The organism is Lentzea tibetensis, from assembly GCF_007845675.1.
Taxonomy (GTDB): Bacteria; Actinomycetota; Actinomycetes; order Mycobacteriales; family Pseudonocardiaceae; genus Lentzea; species Lentzea tibetensis.
Map to the genome: position 1 here is coordinate 18,064 of NZ_VOBR01000024.1, position 17,994 is coordinate 36,057.

Sequence of the window (17,994 nt, forward strand, 5' to 3'; positions counted from 1 at the left end):
ACTGCCGCTCAGGCACCGGAATTGTCGGTGTCGGCTGGGAGAATCAAGTCAGGGGCTCCCCTGGCGGGGGACGCCTGCGTGAGCGCGGCTTCGCCCTCTGCGGGCGCGCCTCGGTTTGCCGAGGTTTGGCCCGAAGTTGGCCGAACCCCGCCGCGAGGGCCGGAAATTGTCGGTGTCCGCTGGGAAAATCAAATCAGGGGGTCCCCTGGGCGGGGACGCCCGCGCCAGCACGCCGAGCCGCCGCACAGCCAAACCCGCCGCAACAGCCACAACCCACCGCAATCCGCCGCCGCAACCAGCCGCAGCCCACCCAATCCGCAGGTCTGCGTGGCGCTCAGCCCGCCGAGGGTTAAGGTTCTGGCCGTGAACCCGTTGCGCGCGTTGATCATGGCCGCGGCTCGCAACGAGGCGGTGCGCTCGCTCGTCGCGTCCGCCCCCATCAGCAGAGACGTCGTGCGCCGCTTCGTCGCGGGCGAGACCACCCAGGACGCGGTCGCGGTGACGCGCGAGCTCGGCCTGCCGGTGACGCTGGACTACCTCGGCGAGGACACCACGGACGAGGCGCAGGCCGAGCAGGTCGTGCGCGCCTACCTCGAACTGCTGGAGGCGTTGCACGCCGCCGGGCTGGCGTCGAAGGCCGAGGTGTCGGTGAAGCTGTCGGCCGTCGGTCAGGCGCTGGACGAGTCGCTCGCGCTGACCAACGCGTCGCGCATCTGCGCGGCCGCCGGGCAGGTCGGCACCACGGTCACCCTCGACATGGAGGACCACACGACGACGGACTCGACGCTGCGCGTGCTGACCGAGCTGCGCGAGCAGTGGCCGTGGGTCGGCGCGGTGCTCCAGGCGTACCTGCACCGCACGCTGGACGACTGCAAGTCGTTGTCCGGCAACGGTTCCCGCGTCCGGCTGTGCAAGGGTGCGTACGCCGAACCGGCGAGTGTCGCCTACACCGACCCGCACGAGGTCGACCTGAGCTACGTCCGCTGCGTGAACGCTCTCATGGCGGGCGACGGCTACCCGATGTTCGCGACGCACGACCCGCGCCTGATCGAGATCATCGGCGAGCGGGCGCGCTGGTACGACCGGGCGCGCGACTCATACGAATACCAGATGCTGTACGGCATCCGGCAGGCCGAACAACGTCGCCTTGGAGCCCGCGTTTATGTCCCCTATGGCGAGCAGTGGTACGGATATCTCATGCGGCGACTCGCGGAACGACCAGCCAACGTGACCTTCTTCCTGCGGTCACTGGTCAGCCGCTCATGACCTTCACCAAGTCCAGCGCGGTCCGCCCGCTCGGTGACGGCACCTACACGGCGTCGTTGCCAGCGGAGTGGACCGTCGGTCCCAAGCCGCACGGCGGCTTCCTGCTCGCGGGGATGACCCGTGCCGCGGTGTCCGAGGCGGGGGACGGCGACCCGCTCGCCGTGTCCGCGCAGTTCCTCCGCGCGCCCGAGGTCGGCCCGGTGCTGATCCGCACGTCGGTGCGCAAGGCGGGCCGCACGGCGACCGTCGTGGCCGCGTCGCTGGAGCAGCGCGGGCAGGTGTGCGTCGAGTCGTCGATCACCGTCGGCCGGATACCCGAGCTGCGCGCCGACTACGCGGACCTGCCGTCGATGCCGTCGTCCCCGCCGCCCGGCGCGGTCGACCTGTCGGCGTTGCCGTCGGCGCAGTTCTACAAGGTCGGCTCCGCGTGCGACGTGCGCGTCGACCCCGCGTCGGCAGGGTTCCTGACCGGGCGGACCGACGGGCCGCTCACGCTGCGCCTGTGGGCTCGTCCGCACGAGGAGCAGCCGGACCCGTACTTCGCGCTCGTCGCCGGGGACCTCTCGATGCCCGTGACGTTCAACCTCGGCCGGGTCGGCTGGTCGCCCACGGTGCAGCTCACCGCGTTGCTGCGGGCTCGGCCCGCTCCTGGGTGGCTGCGGATCCACGTGACGTGCCAGGCGGTGCACGGCCAGTGGTTCGACGAGGACGCGACCGTGATCGACTCGGCGGGGCGGCTCGTCTGCCAGGCCAGGCAGTTGGCGCTCACGCCTGCCTCGTGATGGCGTGGCAAGCTTTACGGCCATGACGAAGATTGCCGTGCTGGGTGCGGGCAAGATCGGTGAGGCGCTGCTGTCCGGGCTGCTGAGCGCGGGCCGCAGCGCCGACGACCTGATGTTCACCGAGAAGCACCCAGGACGGGCCGAGGCGCTCGAGAAGCAGTACGGCGTCGAGGGCCTGGACGTCGCGGGCGCGGCGGCCAAGGCGGACGTCCTCGTCGTGGCCGTCAAGCCGCAGGACATCGAGCCGCTGCTCGACGAGCTGGCTCCCGTCATCCGGCCCGGCACGCTCGTCGTCTCGCTGTGCGCGGGCCTGCCGACGAAGCTCTTCGAGCGGAGGCTGCCGGACAGCACGCCGGTGGTGCGGGTGATGCCCAACACGCCGATGCTGGTCGGCGAGGCCATGAGCGCGATCTCAGCGGGCAGCAACGCGGGTGAGGAACACCTCAGCACGGTCGAGGAGCTGCTGACCGCCGTCGGCAAGGTCGCGCGCGTCCCGGAGAACCAGCAGGACGCGGTGACCGCGCTCTCCGGCTCCGGCCCCGCGTACTTCTTCTACCTGGTCGAGGCCATGATCGACGCGGGCATCCTGCTCGGCATCCCGCGCGACCTGGCGAGCAGGCTGATCATCCAGTCCGCGGTGGGCGCGGCGACCATGCTCGCCGAGGGCGGCCAGCACCCCGTCATCCTGCGTGAAGCGGTCACGTCACCTGCGGGAACGACGATCATGGCGATCCGCGAGCTGGAGAAGCACGGCGTGCGCGCGGCGATGCTGGCCGCCATCGAGTCGGCGCGCGACCGCTCGATCGAACTGGGCCGACAGCACGAAGACTGACCCGACTTGGACGTCGCAGGAGTCACACCAGTCCCGCTACTCTCGACAGCAGCACGTGCGTGTCGAACCGTCGGTGGGGAAGACCGACGGCACGACACGTGTCGAAGGATGCGGTGATACATGCCTGCGAAGGAGAACGATCTCGCTCAGGTCCAGTTCCTGACCGTGGCCGAGGTGGCCTCGAAGATGCGTGTCTCGAAGATGACCGTGTACCGCCTGGTGCACTCGGGAGAGCTGCCCGCGGTGCGCGTCGGCAAGTCGTTCAGGGTTCCCGAGAAGGAGGTCTACTCCTACCTCGAGAACGCTTACTACGACGCTGGTTAGGGTCGATCGGACGAGGCGGGTAAACTGGTAGGCCGTTGCGTGCCTACCGGCGAGTCGTGCTTGACATGACCCTTCTTGTGGAGGCGCGTCAGACCCACCAACGTCTAGAGCTAAGGAACCCTTCATGGGCTCGGTCATCAAGAAGCGCCGCAAGCGCATGTCTAAGAAGAAGCACCGCAAGCTGCTGCGCAAGACCCGTGTCCAGCGTAGGAAGCGCGGCAAGTAAGCCCGCTGGCGCTCTCACCGCCGCCGGTCCCGACGGGGCCGGCGGCGGTTGCGTTTTGGCAACTGTTTCACCCCTTGGGACATCCCGTGGGAACCACGGGAACGGTCGCCTCCGTTCGGGTGATTAGCCGGTAAAGCCTGCGTGACCTGCGTCAAGGGGGCGTTCCGGAACGCCTCAGTCACAAATTCGGCTTGTAGCATCGACCAGTCCCACGCACCTGAGCTTGGAGCCGCATGACGCCCAAGGTCGTCCTCGTCACCGGAGTCAGTCGCTTCCTCGGCGGCCATCTCGCCGCGCGGTTCGCCGCCAACCCCGAGATCGAGCGGGTGCTCGGTGTGGACACCGAGCCGCCGCCACGTGATCTCCTCCGCCGGATGGGACGCGCGGAGTTCGTCCGCGCGGACATCCGCAACCCGCTCATCGCCAAGGTCATCTCCACCGCGGGCGTCGACACCGTCGTGCACGCCTCGGTCACCGCCAACCCGGCCGGGCCCACCGGCCGGACGGCGATGAAGGAGATGAACGTCATCGGCACCATGCAGCTGCTGGCCGCGTGCCAGAAGTCGCCCAAGGTGCAGAAGCTCGTCGTGAAGTCCACCTCGGCCGTCTACGGCACCAGCTCGCGCGACCCCGCGGTGTTCACCGAGGGCATGGGCCCGAAGGACCTGCCGTCGAGCGGCTACGCCAAGGACGCCGTCGAGGTCGAGGGCTACGTCCGCGGGTTCGGCCGCCGCAGGCCGGACGTGAACGTGACCACACTGCGGTTCACGAACTTCATCGGACCGCGCATCGACACCGTGCTCACCAGGTACTTCGCCCTGCCCGTCGTCCCGACGGTGCTCGGCTACGACGCCAGGGTGCAGCTGCTGCACTCCGAGGACGCCCTGGCCGTGCTGGAACGGGCGACCCTGCACGACCTGCCCGGAGTGTTCAACGTCGGCGGAGACGGGGTACTCCTGCTGTCCCAGGCGATCCGCCGGGCCGGTCGGGTCAACCTGCCGGTGCCCAGTTTCGCCGTGCCGACCGTCGGGGGCTTCTTCCGCAGCGCCCGGCTCGTCGACTTCTCGCCCGACCAGATGAGGTTCCTCAACTGGGGCAGGGTGGTCGACACAAGTCGCCTGAAGAGCGAGTTCGGGTTCACGCCGCGGTGGACCACGCAGCAGGCCTTCGACGACTACGTGAGCGGCAGGGGACTGCGCCCGCTCATCGATCCAGAGACGGTTGCCGCCGCCGAGCGCACGCTGCTCGACACGGCCGCCAAGCTCCGCTGACGGACTATTTGTAGGAGATGGACGCTGTGGCAGGAGCACGCGTTATCCCGATTCACGGCGGTGCCGAACAGGCCCGCCAGCGCCGGGCCACGAGACCGCAGGTGGAGGTCGTGCCTCCTCCGGAGCCTGCCGAGACCGCTGTTCCGGACTGGGAGCGCAGGCTGGCCGACGTGCTCGCGTTCGCCCGGCGCCGCATCGCGGGCGAGTACCAGGTCGACGAGTTCGGGTTCGACCAGGACCTGACCGACAACGTCCTGATGCCGCCGCTGAAGCCGTTGTACGAGAAGTGGTTCCGCGTCGAGACGATCGGGATCCACAACATCCCGTCCTCCGGCGGCGCACTGATCGTCGCCAACCACTCGGGCACGTTGCCGCTCGACGCGCTGATGACGTCCTACGGCATTCACTCCGAGCACCCCAACGAGCGCCACATGCGCATGCTCGGCGCGGACCTGGTGTTCCGGACGCCGATGCTCGGCGCTCTCGCGCGGAAGTCCGGGCAGACCCTGGCGTGCAGCCCCGACGCCGAGCGGCTCCTCTCGTCCGGCGAGCTCGTCGGCGTGTGGCCCGAGGGGTTCAAGGGCATCGGCAAGCCGTTCAAGGACCGCTACAAGCTGCAGCGGTTCGGGCGCGGCGGGTTCGTCTCCGCCGCGCTGAAGACCGGGGTGCCGATCATTCCGTGCTCGATCGTGGGCGCCGAGGAGATCTACCCCATGCTCGGCGACATCAAGGCTCTCGCCCGGCTGTTCGGGTTCCCCTACTTCCCCGTGACGCCGTTCTTCCCGCTGCTCGGTCCGCTCGGAGCCATTCCGCTGCCGTCCAAGTGGTACATCGAGTTCGGTGAGCCCATTCGGACGGACGCGTTCGGGGACAACGCGGCTGACGATCCGATGCTCGTCTTCAACCTCACCGACCAGGTGCGGGAGACGATCCAGCAGACTCTCTACCGGTTGCTGACGCAGCGGCGGAACGTGTTCTTGGGCTGAGGGGTTGGGTGGGGAGGGCTTCGCTTGATCGGCGAGGCCCTCCCCACCCCGGCCCTTCGGATGCTTGGGATCGTTCGGCCGCCGGTTTGTGTTGTGGGGCCGCACCCGTTGGGCAGTGCGGGGGTCGCCGGTGCGGCGGGCGCTCCTTCTTCGCTGCCTGCCGGTTTCGCTTCGCTCGCGGTCCCAGGCCAGGAATTGTCGGTGCTCGCTGGGAGAGTGGAATCAGGGTGCCCCTGGGCGGGGACCCCTGCGTGAGCACGGCCGAGGGGCAGGATGAGCCTCCGCGTCCGCGACCACCGACCACGGGAGCAACCGATGACTCCTCACCGCATCGTGCCGAACCTCAACGTCGACGACGCGACCACGGGCCACGACTTCTACGAGGACTTCCTCGGCCTGAAGAAGCAGTTCGACATGGGCTGGGTGGCAAGCTTCCGCTCACCCACGCACCCGAGCGTGCAGGTGACCCTCGTCTCCGGCGACGCCACCGCACCCGAGCAGTCGTCGCTCAGCATCCACGTGGCCGACGTCGACGCCGCCTACGCGGAGGCGCAACGCCGCGGCTACGAGATCGTCCACCCGCTCACCCAGGAGCCGTGGGGCGTGCGCCGGTTCTTCGTCCGGGACCCGCACGGCGTCGTGATCAACATCCTCGAACACGCGGACTGAAGCTAGCGGCCCTTGCGGCGGTAGGCGAGACCCACCGCGATGGCACCGGCCACGGCACCCGCGCCCAGCACCGAGGGCACGCCGATCTTGGCCGCCTTGCGCCCGGTGCGGAAGTCGCGGATCTCCCACCCGCGCTTGCGGGAGATCTCCCGCAGCGCCGAGTCGGGGTTCACCGCGACCGCGGTCCCCACGGCCGAGAGCATCGGCACGTCGTTGGACGAGTCCGAGTAGGCCGTGCACCGCTTGAGGTTGAGCCCTTCCTTGGCCGCCAGCGAGCGCACGGCCTGGGCCTTGGCCTTGCCGTGCAACAGGTCCCCGACGAGCCGTCCGGTGTAGACACCGTCGACGGACTCGGAAACGGTGCCCAGTGCACCGGTCAGGCCCAGCCGCCTGGCGATGATCGTCGCCAGCTCGACCGGGGTCGCGGTGACCAGCCAGACGCGCTGGCCGGCGTCCAGGTGCATCTGCGCCAGTGCCTGGGTGCCCGTCCAGATGCGGTCGACCATGAGCTCGTCGTAGATCTCCTCGCCCAGCGACACCAGTTCGGCGACGGAGCGGCCGGCCACGAAGGACAGTGCCTGTTCGCGTGAGGCCTTGACGCTCTCGGGGTCCTCGGCGCCGCCGATGCGGAACTTCAGCTGCTGCCAGACGAAGCCCGCCAGGTCGGACGTCGTGAAGTACTTGCGCGCGGCGAGGCCGCGGGCGAAGTGGAATATCGACGCGCCCATCATCATCGTGTTGTCGACGTCGAAGAACGCCGCCGCGGTCAGATCCGTCGGCACGGTCAGCGAGGCCTCGAGTTCTGGTGCCGCCGCCGCTGCCACGGCAGCCTCGGCCGACGCCTCACCGGCGACCCTCGCCGCCAGGTCGCGATCAGCCGCGCTCTCCACCTCACGCCTCCGTGACATGGGACCAGCCTAGCGATCAGTTCCCGAAACTGATTCCGGGCAGTCCGGGAAGGGAAATGCTGGGCAGGGGCAACGGCAGCGGGATCGTGATCCCCGGCTTGGTCGTCGGGTTGCTGACCGGCGGCAACCCCGGCACGGTCGGCAGCAGTCCCGGTGACGGGGGCTGTGCCTGCTGCGGTGGGCTCGGCTGGGTCGGGGACACCGGCACCGAGGACGGCGGCGTCGACTGGGTCGGCTGGCCGGACGGGATCCGGCTCGACGACGAGTTCGGGTCGACGATCACCTTCGAGCAGTCCTGAGCGGGCAGCGGGCCGAGCGCGTCGGTCTCGCCGCTCGTGATCGGGGAACAGCCCGCGCGGGCGTCCAGGTCGTCGGCGCGCTGCGCGATGGCCGTCAGCAGGGCCAGCGAACCATCGGTGCGTTCGGCGACGTCCACGGGCAGCCTGGGGCGCAGTCCGGTGAGCCTGGTGTGCTGCGCGGTCGCCCAGTCGCTCAGCGACGGCAGCACGCGGCCGTCGGCGTTCGCGCCGTACGTGGTGAGGCGGTTCGAGCCCTCGGTCGCGTCGGCGTCCAGGTCGTTCAACGCTCTCAGGTGGTCACCGCTGGGCGCGCCGCGATCGGCGAGCGCCTCCATCTCGGAGATCCGCGCCGCGGCGAACTCGAGGTGCTTGAGCGCGCGCCCCTCCTCGTCGAACACGAACCCGAGCGATGCCGACTCCGCGGTGCGCTTGACGCCGTAGAGCGCGTCACCGGGCAGCGCGTCCCTGCTGAGCAGGACGCTCATGCCGGCGAGCGACATCAGCAGGCACAGCACGGCCGCGGCCGCGACGGCTAATCGCGCACGCGCGCTGATCCGCCGGACCGGGGCTACCGGTACGGGAGGCGGCGCGGTGAGGACGCGCTGCCTGATTCGATCTCTGGTGGCCTGGTCGGGACCTGCCTGCACGCTCCTGAGCAGCGCGACGACCGCCAGTTCGTCGGCCAACTCGTCGGAGTGCGGACCGCCTTCGACCGCACGGGCGAATCGCTCGTGCTCCCTCTGTCGCCACCGAGGCGTCTGTCTCTTGCCTGCCATCTCGACCCGAGTAACGAAGTTGATCTCGCGCTGGTTACGCGAGTGCGGTGATGATCACCGCATGGGTTAACGCAGCCAGCCCGGCAAGATCTGCGCGAGCCGGCGAACCGCCCTGTGCTGGAGCGCCTTGACGGCGCCTTCGTTCCGGCCCATCAGCTCGGCCGTCTCCGAGACGGACAGCCCTTGGATGAACCGCAGAACAATGCATTCACGCTGGTCATCGCCCAGTTGGTGGACGCAGCGGAGCAGTTCCGCGTTGGCCGCCTCAGCCATGACCTCCTGTTCGGGGCCTGCCGTCACCTCGCGGTTGTCGGCCAGCTCCGGTGTCGTGATCTCCAGCCGGTACCTGCTGGACTTCACGTGGTCGAAAACGATGTTGCGGGCGATGGTCACGAACCACGCGCCGACGTCACGCCCCTGGTAGCTCACCTTGGCGATGCTGCGCAGCGCGCGCAGGAACGTCTCGCTGGTGACGTCCTCGGCCAGGCTCCGGTCGCCGCCGACGCGGAACAGCACGTAGCGGAACACCATGTCGACGTACCGGTCGTAGAGCAGCCCGAACGCGTCGGTGTCACCCTGCTGGGCGGCCTGAACGAGCTGCCACGGCTCGTCTGCGGCGTTGTCGGTCTGACCTCCCGTCATGTTCCGGGTGGTCCTGATCGTGGTCGGTTTAGCCCTGGCGGTCATCGGCTGGCGGCACCTCCACCAAGTCGCCGTGGCGGCAGCATACGTGTGGTTACTCCGTAGTAGGTAGCGGCGGGACGTCTCGAATGTGCGACGGGCTCCACGCCGCTTCGTGACGCTGGCCACGCATGGAAGACTGACCCGCGCGTCCATTTGTTCATGAGGAGGCCACTTTGACTTCCGCTCGCAATGTCGCTGACCTTGTTCGTGCCTCGGCGCGTCGTGGTCCCCAACATGCAGCCCTTATCGACGTCGCGAGTGGCGCGAGTTACACCTGGGAAACCATCGACGGTGCGGTCGACGCTTTCGCCCGCCGTTTGGCGGATTCCGGCGTGGAACCCGGCGACCGAGTGGCCGTACGCATGCCAACCTGTCCCGAATTCGCGGTTGCGGTGTGGGGTGTCCTGCGCGCGGGTGGCGTGGTCGTGCCGATCGGCACCGGCCAGCCGGCCCGTGAGCTGCAGCGGCTGCTCGCGGACAGCGGCGCCGAGCTGGTCGTCGGTGACGGCGAGGGCTCGGACGCGTCCGTGCTGGCTGCTCCGGTGATGAGCGAGCAGGGGCCCGAGTTCGAGTCCGTGCGCGGTGGCGAGGATCTCGCGGTGCTCGGCTACACGTCCGGCACCTCCGGGAGCGCGCGTGGCGTGATGCTGTCGCACCGCGCGTTGCTGTCAAACGTCGAGCAATGCGCGTCGCTGCGCCCGGCCCCGGTGACCCCAGGCGACCGCGTGCTGCTGGCGTTGCCGCTGTTCCACGTCTACGGCCTCGGCCCCGGTCTGCTGCAGGTCGCGGGCGCGGGCGCCACGGCCGTGCTGCTGGAGCGCTTCGACCCGGCCGCCGCGCTCGAGGTCATCGAGGCGCACCGCATCACCACGATGGTCGGCGTCCCGCCCATGTACCGGGCGCTGCTCGCGGCGCCGACCGAGGTGCTGCGGGAGAAGCTGGCCACGGTCCGACTCTTCACGTCGGGCGCGGCACCGCTCCCGGCAGGGGTCATCGACGAGATGCGCACCGCCATCGGCATCCCCGTGTACGAGGGTTACGGCCTCACCGAGACCGGCCCGGTCCTGACGTCCACGCTGGTCGGCGGCGTCCCGAAGCCGGGATCGGTCGGCAGGGCGCTCCCCGGTGTGGAGATCCGCCTCGTCGACACCGACGGCAGCCCGCTGGACCTGGACGAGGACGAGCCGGGCACCGGACTGGTCTCCGCGCGCGGCGCGAACCTGTTCAGCGGCTACTGGCCGGACGGCGCGCACGGCCCGGACGCGGAGGGCTGGTTCCGCACCGGTGACGTGGGCTTCATCGACGAGGACGGCGACCTGCACCTGGTCGACCGGGCGGGCGACCTGATCATCGTCAACGGCTTCAACGTGTACCCGCACGAGGTCGAGCAGGTGATCGGCGAGCTGTCCGAGGTCGTCGAGGCCGCCGCGGTCGGCATCCCGGACGAGAAGACCGGCGAGTCCGTCAAGGTCGTGCTCGTTCTGCACGACGGTGCCGAGCTGACCCCGGAGAAGGTGATCGCGCACTGCGCCGAGCGGCTGGCGAAGTTCAAGGTGCCGACCGCCGTGGAGTTCGCTCCCGCCCTGCCGCACTCGCCCACCGGAAAGCTGGCACGGGCCATCCTGCGCAAGCCGCTGGGTGCCTGATGCACCACGTGACGATCATGAGCAGGGCCACCTGCCACGCGTGTGACGTGGCCAAGGAGGAGGTGGCCCGGATCTGCGACTCGGTCGGGGCCACCTGGTCCGTCGAGGACGTCGACACCGATCCCGAGCTGCGCGCCGAGTACGGGGACCGGGTGCCGGTGTTCCTGGTCGACGGACGGGAGCACGGGTACTGGAAAGTCGAGGAAGAGCGCCTCCGCGCGGCCCTCGTCTGATTACCGGGTGCTTACGGACCGCGCGAACCGGACGGCTCCGGGTGTCGAATTAGAGGCATGAGGCCCGTGAAAGCTGCCCTGGTCGGAGTGCTCGCCGTGATCGCCGCCTTGGCGGCGGGTCACCTGGTCGCGGCACTGGTGGGCCTGAGCGCCTCCCCGTACCTGGCCGTCGGCAACACCGCGATCGACCTGACGCCGAGCTGGCTGAAGGACTTCGCGGTCACCACGTTCGGCACGTACGACAAGCTCGTGCTGCTCAGCGGCATGGCCGTGGTCATCCTGGGCCTGGCGATCACGGCCGGGATCCTGAGCCGGACCAGCCCGACTCCGGGCTCCGTGATGGCCGTCGTGCTCGGCCTCGTCGGCATCGGCGCGGTGCTGACCAGGCCGGACGTCGGCCAGCTCGGCGTGGTGGCCCCGATCGCCAGCCTCTTCGTCGGCCTGTGGACGTTCCGCTGGCTGCACGGCAAGGCGGTGGAGGAACCCGAGGTCACCGGCAGGCGCGAGTTCCTGATCACCGCGGGAGCGGCGGTGGTGGCCGGAGCGGCAGGTCAGCTGCTGGGCAACCGGGTCGACGTGCAGAGCTCCAGGGAAGCGGTGGGCACGATCAAGGCGAGCAAGCCCGCCCCCGAGATCCCGATGACCGCGGACTTCGCCAAGGACGGCACGCCCACCTTCATCACGTCGAACAAGGACTTCTACCGGATCGACACGGCGCTGACGGTCCCGCGCCTGCGCGCCGAGCAGTGGTCGCTGCGCATCCACGGCATGGTCGAGAAGCCGTTCATCCTCCGCTTCGACGACATCATGAAGCGCGAGCTCGTCGAGGAGACGGTCACGCTGACCTGCGTCTCCAACGAGGTGGGCGGCCCGTACATCTCGACGGCGAAGTTCATCGGCATCCCGATCGGCGACGTGCTGCGCGAGGCCCAGCTCAAGAGCGGCCCCGACCAGCTGTTCAGCACGTCCAGCGACGGCTTCACGGCCGGTAGCCCGCTCGACTACGTGCTCGAACGCGGCATGATCGCCATCGGCATGAACGGCGAGGCGCTGCCGCAGGAGCACGGGTTCCCGGCGCGCCTGGTGGTCCCCGGCCTGTACGGCTACGTGTCGGCGACGAAGTGGGTCACGGACCTCAACATCACCACGTTCGACAAAGAACAGGGCTATTGGATTCCGCGCGGCTGGGGCGTCCGAGCGCCGATCAAGACCATGTCCCGGATCGACCGGCCGAAGGGGCTTTCCCGCACCGACGGGAAGACCACGGTCGCGGGCACCGCGTGGGCGCAGCCGAAGGGCGTCGCCAAGGTCGAGATCCGGATCGACGGCGGGCCGTGGCAGGACGCCGAGCTGGGCGCGGACGTCAGCGACAGCACCTGGCGGATGTGGCGCAAGGACGTCGAACTGCAGCCCGGCAGCCACACGGTCGAGTGCCGCGCCACGGACAAGTCCGGCTACACGCAGGACCAGGCGCGCCTCGCGCCCATTCCGGACGGCGCGACCGGGTGGCACTCGATCTCGTTCACGGTGCAGTAATCCGATCGTGTGAAAGCCGAACCGGGTCACTTCTCAATTCGAATGTCTCAGTGAACATCGAAACATTCCAAGGAGTGATCTCCGTGCGGAAGACCCTTGCGGTTCTCGGCGCCCTGGCAGCACTCGGCGTCAGCGCCTGCAGCAGCAACGACATGGCGTCCACGGCCACGAACACGCCGGCGCCGACCACCACGAAGCCGAGCGCGACAGCGGCCGCGGACGGTGTGACGAAGACGAGCGACGTGTTCGGTGCCGGGTGCGCCGGAGTCCCTCAGGACCCCGCGAACAAGGGGTCGCTGGCGGGCATGGCGATGGACCCGGTCGCGACGGCCGCCAGCAACAACCCGCTGCTCACGAAGCTGGTGGCGGCGGTGAAGGCCACGAACCTGGTGGACACGCTGAACTCGCAGGAGGCGATCACCGTGTTCGCGCCGGCCGACCCGGCGTTCGCGGAGCTGGGTGACGCGAAGTTCGCCGAGCTCGCCGCCAACCCCAACCAGTTGGCGCCGATCCTGCAGTACCACGTGGTCGGCAAGCGCTACGACGCCAAGGGCCTGGAGCAGGCGGGCAGCGTCAAGGCGCTCAGCGGCGGCGACCTCAAGATCGCCGGCAGCGGTGACTCGCTGACCGTCAACGGGGCCCCGGTGCTCTGCGGGAACATCCCCACGAAGAACGCCACGGTGTTCGTGATCGGCAAGGTGCTCACGCCGCCCGCGGCCTGAACGAACCGGCGACGAATCGACACAGGAGCCCTGCGTGCTGGAGCGACGGCGCGTAGGGCTCTCGCGTGTCACCCGGTACGTGACGAGCCCAAGCACGGTGTGTGACCAGCGATCCGCCGACTTTGTGCATGCGTTCACAAGCGGTACGGTGTGAGCATCACTCCGCGGAACTCGTCTCCTGCGGACAAGCACACCCTGAGGAGCTGGCAGCGTGGCATCACAGCGGGGCGAAGGTGAACTGACCACCACCCCACTGGAGCCTGCCGACCGGGAACGGGCTCGTGCCATCCCGGAGGCGGCCGTCGCCAGGCTCGCCGTCTACCTCCGCGTGCTGTCCGGCATGGTCGACCAGGGTGTGACCACCATCTCCAGCGAGGAACTGAGCCAGGCCGCCGGGGTCAACTCGGCGAAGCTCCGCAAGGACCTCAGCTACATCGGCTCGTACGGCACGCGCGGCGTCGGTTACGACGTCGAGGTGCTCGTGAGTCACATCGAGCGCATCCTCGGACTGACCCGCAAGCACTCCGTCGCGGTCGTCGGAATCGGTAACCTTGGTCACGCCCTCGCGAACTACGGCGGCTTCCCCGGCCGTGGTTTTCCGGTCACCGCGCTCTTCGACGTCGACGAGGATCTAGTGGGTGTGCCGGTAGGAGGCATACCGGTCAACCACATCGAGGACATCACCACGGTGTGCGCCGAGCGCGAGGTCTCGATCGGCGTCATCGCGACGCCGCCCCCCGCCGCCCAGGCCGTCTGCGACCGTTTGGTATCTGCGGGCGTCCAGTGCATCCTGAACTTCGCACCCGTTGTCCTCCAGGTTCCGGACAACGTCGAGGTGCGCAAGGTCGACTTGGCGGTCGAGATGCAGATCCTCTCGTTCCACGTGGCACGCCGGGCCGACGAAGCAGCGAACGACCTGGTGAACGGAATCGGTGTGGACGGGATGGTGATTCGCCCGTGAGCGTGAGCCGGATGGCTCCGGGAGACGTGGTGACAGCATGAGCGTGCTCGTCGTCGGTCTCTCGCACCGCACCGCACCCGTCCCGGTACTCGAACGCGTCACCGTGGCGGCCCCTGACCTGCCCAAGGTCCTCGACCAGCTCCTCAAGAGCCCGAGCGTCTCCGAGGCGATGGTCCTGTCGACCTGCAACCGGGTCGAGGTCTACGCCGTCGTCGAGACGTTCCACGGCGGCATGTCCGAGGTCGTCGACGTCCTCGCGCGGCACGCCCAGGTCGAGCCCGCCGCGCTGTACGAGAACTTTTACGTGCATTACGCGGCCGCCGCCGTCGAGCACTTCTTCTCCGTCGCGGCGGGCCTCGACTCGATGGTCGTCGGCGAGACGCAGATCATCGGCCAGCTCCGCGGCGCCTACGCGGCCGCCGACGAGGCGGGCACCGTCGGCAAGACGATGCACGAGCTCACCCAGAACGCTCTCCGCGTCGGCAAGCGCGTGCACAGCGAGACGGACATCGACCACGCCGGTGCGTCGGTCGTGTCCGAGGCGCTCGGTGATGCGGAAGCTGAGCTCGGCACGCTCATCGGCCGCCGCGCGCTGCTCGTCGGCGCCGGTGCGATGGGCGGCCTGGCCGCCGCGTACCTGCGGCGCGCGGACATCGGCGAGGTCGTCATCGCCAACCGCACGCCCGCGAACGGCGAGCGACTGGCCGCCGCGATGCACGCCGAGGGCGTGCCCGCGAAGGCGACCGGGCTCGGCGACCTGGCCGACGAGATCGCGCAGGCGGACGTGCTGTTCGCGTGCACCGGCTCGATCGACGTGGTCGTGCCCGCGTCCGCGATCACCGCGCGCACCAAGCCGCTGGTCGTGTGCGACCTCGGCCTGCCGAAGGACGTCGACCCCGCCGCGGCCGAGCTGCCCGGCGTGCGGGTCGTCGACCTGGAGACGTTGCAGCGCAGGCTGACCGAGGCCCCCGCGGGCCAGGACACCCGCCGCGCCGCGCTGATCGTGGCCGAAGAGGTCAAGACCTACCTGGCGAGCCAGCGCTCCGCCGGTGTCACGCCGACCGTGACGGCGCTGCGCAAGCGCGCCGCCGAGGTCGTTGACGCCGAGCTGCTGCGGCTCGACTCGCGCCTGCCCGAACTGGACGACGCCGTGCGCGGCGAGCTGCAGAAGACGGTGCGCCGCGTCGTCGACAAGCTGCTGCACACGCCGACCGTGCGCGTGAAGGAGCTCGCCTCCTCGCCCGGCGGCACCGAGTACGCGGAGGCGCTCCGCGAACTGTTCGGACTCAACCCGGCGGCCCCGGCCGCAGTTTCCCAATCCGCTGTGGACGGTGAAAAGCGGTGAACCGCACTCTCAGGATCGGTACCCGAGGCAGTGCGCTCGCACTGGCGCAGACGGGGACCGTGGCCGACGCGCTGAAGCGCGCGGGCGCCGAGGTCGAGATCGTCGTGATCAAGACCCCAGGCGACCTGTCGGACGCGCCCATCGCGCAGATCGGCATCGGCGTTTTCACGTCGGCGTTGCGCGATGCGTTGGCGGCCAACGAGATCGACGTCGCCGTGCACTCCTACAAGGACCTGCCGACCGCGCCGGACCCGCGACTCGTGATCGCGGCCGTGCCGCAGCGCGAGGACCCGCGTGACGCGCTCGTCGCCCGTGACGGACTGACGCTCGGCGAGCTGCCGAACGAGTCCACCGTGGGCACCGGCTCGCCGCGCCGCGCCGCGCAGCTCGAGGCTCTCGGCCTCGGTCTGAACGTGGTTCCGCTGCGCGGCAACGTGGACACCCGCATCGGCAAGGTCACCAGCGGCGAGCTCGACGCCGTCGTGCTGGCCCGTGCCGGCATCGCGCGCCTCGGTCGCGCTGCGGAGATCACCGAGACGCTGGAGCCGATCCAGATGCTTCCCGCACCCGCCCAGGGTGCGTTGGCAGTCGAGTGCCGGGTCGACGACGTCGACGCCGAGCACCTGATTCAGTCCACTTTGGACGACCCGGCCAGCCGGGCCGCTGTGACCGCTGAGCGCGCCATGCTGGCCGCACTCGAGGCGGGCTGCAGCGCGCCGGTCGGCGCGCTGGCCGATGTGGTGGAAGATCTCGACGACGAGGGCAAGGTTGTTCACCGCCTCTCGTTGCGCGGGGTCGCCGCGACGCCGGAGAACCACCTTCTCCGTGCATCCGCCACCGGTGACTTGACCGCAGCTGAGGAGCTCGGCCGGGCGCTGGCCGCCGAGTTGCTCGACCTCGGGGCCGCGGTGCTCAGCGGCCCAGAGGCGTAATCGATGGGGAGTGCCCTGATGACCCGCGCACGAAAGACCCCCGGCCGCATCGCTTTTGTGGGCTCCGGCCCCGGCGACACCGGGTTGCTCACCGTCCGGGCCCACGACTTGCTCACCAGGGCGGAACTCGTGGTCACCGACCCCGACGTCCCCGCTGAGGTCGTCGCGACGGTGCCCGAGGGCGTCGAGGTGCGACCCGCCGTCGGCGAGGCAGCCGACGTCGCGAAGGACCTGGTGGCCGAGGCGAAGAACGGACACACGGTGGTCCGGCTCGTCGCCGGTGACCCGCTGACGCTCGACTCGGTGGTGAAGGAAGCGCAGGCCGTCGCGAAGACGTCGATCCCGTTCGACGTCGTGCCCGGTGTGCCTTCCGGTACCGCGGTTCCGGCATACGCCGGTGCCGCGCTGGGTGCCGTTCACACCGAGGCCGACGTCCGCGGCGTGACCGACTGGGCCGGACTCGCGTCCGCACCCGGCACGCTGGTGCTCCACGCGACCGGCAGCTACCTCGCGGAGGCGGCTTCCAACCTCGTCGAGGCAGGCCTCGCACCGCAGACCCCGGTCGCGGTGACCGCCGAGGGCACCGGATTCCAGCAGCGCACCATCGACACGACGCTCGCGTCGGCGGCCGCTGACGCCGGTGACCTCAACGGCCCGCTGGTCGTGACGGTCGGTGCCGCAGCCGCGGCGCGCTCGAAGCTCTCCTGGTGGGAGTCGCGGGCGCTGTACGGCTGGCGAGTGCTCGTCCCGCGCACCAAGGAGCAGGCGGGCGCGATGAGCGACCGGCTGCACAGCCACGGAGCGATCGCGGTGGAGGTCCCGACCATCTCGGTCGAGCCGCCCCGCAGCCCCGCGCAGATGGAGCGCTCGGTCAAGGGCCTGGTCGACGGCCGCTACCAGTGGGTCGTCTTCACCTCGACCAACGCCGTGCGCGCCGTGTGGGAGAAGTTCCGCGAGTTCGGTCTGGACGCCCGCGCGTTCTCCGGCGTGAAGATCGCCTGCGTCGGCGAGGCCACGGCCGCGAAGGTGCGTTCGTTCGGCATCATCCCCGAGCTCGTGCCGTCCGGTGAGCAGTCCAGCGAAGGCCTGCTGAACGACTTCCCGCCGTACGACGACATCCTCGACCCGGTCGACCGCGTGCTCCTGCCGCGGGCCGACATCGCCACCGAGACGCTGGCCGCCGGCCTGCGTGAACGTGGCTGGGAGATCGACGACGTGACGGCCTACCGCACCGTGCGTGCGGCGCCGCCGCCCGCCGACACCCGCGAGATGATCAAGTCCGGTGGCTTCGACGCGGTGTGCTTCACCTCGTCGTCGACCGTCCGGAACCTGGTCGGCATCGCGGGCAAGCCGCACGCCCGCACGCTCGTCGCGTGCATCGGCCCGCAGACCGCCGAGACCGCGCGGGAGTTCGGGCTCCGCGTCGACGTGCAGCCGGAGGAGGCGAACGTCCCGGCGCTGGTCGACGCGCTGGCCGCGCACGCCGCCCGCCTGCGCGCCGAGGGAGCCCTTCCCCCTCCGCGCAAGACCAAGCGTCTGCGCCGTTCCTAACTGAAGCCGTTGGGGCCACTCGGATTCCGGGTGGCCCCTTCGACG

The 17,994-nt window shown here is 69.8% G+C and carries 19 protein-coding genes; 16 read left to right on the forward strand and 3 right to left on the reverse strand.

What is annotated here, in order from left to right; all coding sequences use genetic code 11:
• Positions 1-363: 363 nt before the first annotated feature.
• From FKR81_RS30805 to FKR81_RS30840, 8 genes are all read left to right on the forward strand, one after another.
• Positions 364-1,266 (forward strand): proline dehydrogenase family protein, encoded by a 903-nt coding sequence (locus tag FKR81_RS30805; RefSeq protein ID WP_146357238.1) that lies wholly within the window; start codon positions 364-366, stop codon positions 1,264-1,266.
• The gene (locus FKR81_RS30810) at positions 1,263-2,048 is read left to right on the forward strand and encodes a thioesterase family protein (protein ID WP_146357240.1); all 786 of its coding nucleotides are present in this window, start codon (positions 1,263-1,265) and stop codon (positions 2,046-2,048) included. The genes FKR81_RS30805 and FKR81_RS30810 overlap by 4 nt, the downstream gene beginning before the upstream one ends.
• 22 nt (positions 2,049-2,070) lie before the next feature.
• Positions 2,071-2,880, forward strand: coding sequence for a pyrroline-5-carboxylate reductase (gene proC / locus FKR81_RS30815; RefSeq protein WP_146357242.1), 810 nt, complete (start codon positions 2,071-2,073; stop codon positions 2,878-2,880).
• A 120-nt stretch (positions 2,881-3,000) separates the two neighbouring features.
• Positions 3,001-3,204 carry a helix-turn-helix domain-containing protein gene (locus FKR81_RS30820; RefSeq protein ID WP_146357244.1) on the forward strand — a complete coding sequence of 68 codons (204 nt, stop codon included), beginning with the start codon at positions 3,001-3,003 and terminating at the stop codon, positions 3,202-3,204.
• A gap of 124 nt (positions 3,205-3,328) precedes the next feature.
• The gene (locus FKR81_RS30825) at positions 3,329-3,430 is read left to right on the forward strand and encodes a 30S ribosomal protein bS22 (protein WP_015105422.1); all 102 of its coding nucleotides are present in this window, start codon (positions 3,329-3,331) and stop codon (positions 3,428-3,430) included.
• 233 nt (positions 3,431-3,663) lie between these two features.
• Positions 3,664-4,701 carry an NAD-dependent epimerase/dehydratase family protein gene (locus FKR81_RS30830; protein WP_146357246.1) on the forward strand — a complete coding sequence of 346 codons (1,038 nt, stop codon included), beginning with the start codon at positions 3,664-3,666 and terminating at the stop codon, positions 4,699-4,701.
• 17 nt (positions 4,702-4,718) lie between these two features.
• Positions 4,719-5,687: a lysophospholipid acyltransferase family protein gene (locus tag FKR81_RS30835; protein WP_146357248.1), complete on the forward strand. Its 969-nt coding sequence runs from the start codon at positions 4,719-4,721 to the stop codon at positions 5,685-5,687.
• A 315-nt stretch (positions 5,688-6,002) separates the two neighbouring features.
• A complete protein-coding gene (locus tag FKR81_RS30840; protein WP_146357250.1) occupies positions 6,003-6,356 on the forward strand; it encodes a VOC family protein in 354 nt (117 codons plus the stop codon).
• A 2-nt stretch (positions 6,357-6,358) separates the two neighbouring features.
• Here the strand turns inward: FKR81_RS30840 and FKR81_RS30845 are convergent, their stop codons facing one another.
• The 3 genes from FKR81_RS30845 to FKR81_RS30855 form a co-directional block, all read right to left on the reverse strand.
• Complete coding sequence (locus tag FKR81_RS30845; RefSeq protein ID WP_146357252.1) at positions 6,359-7,264, reverse strand: HAD family hydrolase; 906 nt, start codon at positions 7,262-7,264, stop codon at positions 6,359-6,361.
• A 16-nt stretch (positions 7,265-7,280) separates the two neighbouring features.
• Entirely contained in the window at positions 7,281-8,249 is a 969-nt protein-coding gene (locus FKR81_RS30850; protein WP_146357254.1) for a DUF5667 domain-containing protein, read from the reverse strand.
• A 156-nt stretch (positions 8,250-8,405) separates the two neighbouring features.
• Positions 8,406-8,981, reverse strand: coding sequence for a sigma-70 family RNA polymerase sigma factor (locus FKR81_RS30855; protein WP_235921872.1), 576 nt, complete (start codon positions 8,979-8,981; stop codon positions 8,406-8,408).
• A gap of 215 nt (positions 8,982-9,196) precedes the next feature.
• Here FKR81_RS30855 and FKR81_RS30860 point away from each other — a divergent pair, with 215 nt between their 5' ends.
• From FKR81_RS30860 to FKR81_RS30895, 8 genes are all read left to right on the forward strand, one after another.
• Positions 9,197-10,669, forward strand: coding sequence for an AMP-binding protein (locus FKR81_RS30860; protein WP_146357258.1), 1,473 nt, complete (start codon positions 9,197-9,199; stop codon positions 10,667-10,669).
• On the forward strand, positions 10,669-10,902 hold the full coding sequence (locus FKR81_RS30865; RefSeq protein ID WP_146357260.1) for a glutaredoxin family protein: 234 nt from the start codon (positions 10,669-10,671) through the stop codon (positions 10,900-10,902). The genes FKR81_RS30860 and FKR81_RS30865 overlap by 1 nt, the downstream gene beginning before the upstream one ends.
• A 57-nt stretch (positions 10,903-10,959) precedes the next feature.
• Positions 10,960-12,438, forward strand: a complete 1,479-nt coding sequence (locus tag FKR81_RS30870; RefSeq protein WP_146357262.1) for a molybdopterin-dependent oxidoreductase — start codon at positions 10,960-10,962, stop codon at positions 12,436-12,438.
• A 152-nt stretch (positions 12,439-12,590) separates the two neighbouring features.
• Positions 12,591-13,160, forward strand: a complete 570-nt coding sequence (locus FKR81_RS30875) for a fasciclin domain-containing protein (RefSeq protein WP_146357480.1) — start codon at positions 12,591-12,593, stop codon at positions 13,158-13,160.
• Positions 13,161-13,398: 238 nt separating this feature from the next.
• Entirely contained in the window at positions 13,399-14,121 is a 723-nt protein-coding gene (locus tag FKR81_RS30880; RefSeq protein ID WP_235921873.1) for a redox-sensing transcriptional repressor Rex, read from the forward strand.
• A 37-nt stretch (positions 14,122-14,158) separates the two neighbouring features.
• Complete coding sequence (locus FKR81_RS30885) at positions 14,159-15,466, forward strand: glutamyl-tRNA reductase (RefSeq protein WP_146357266.1); 1,308 nt, start codon at positions 14,159-14,161, stop codon at positions 15,464-15,466.
• Positions 15,463-16,398 carry a hydroxymethylbilane synthase gene (gene hemC / locus FKR81_RS30890; RefSeq protein ID WP_146357268.1) on the forward strand — a complete coding sequence of 312 codons (936 nt, stop codon included), beginning with the start codon at positions 15,463-15,465 and terminating at the stop codon, positions 16,396-16,398. Before FKR81_RS30885 ends, hemC begins: the two co-directional genes overlap by 4 nt.
• Before the next feature lie 18 nt (positions 16,399-16,416).
• On the forward strand, positions 16,417-17,949 hold the full coding sequence (locus tag FKR81_RS30895) for a bifunctional uroporphyrinogen-III C-methyltransferase/uroporphyrinogen-III synthase (protein WP_146357270.1): 1,533 nt from the start codon (positions 16,417-16,419) through the stop codon (positions 17,947-17,949).
• Positions 17,950-17,994: the final 45 nt, after the last annotated feature.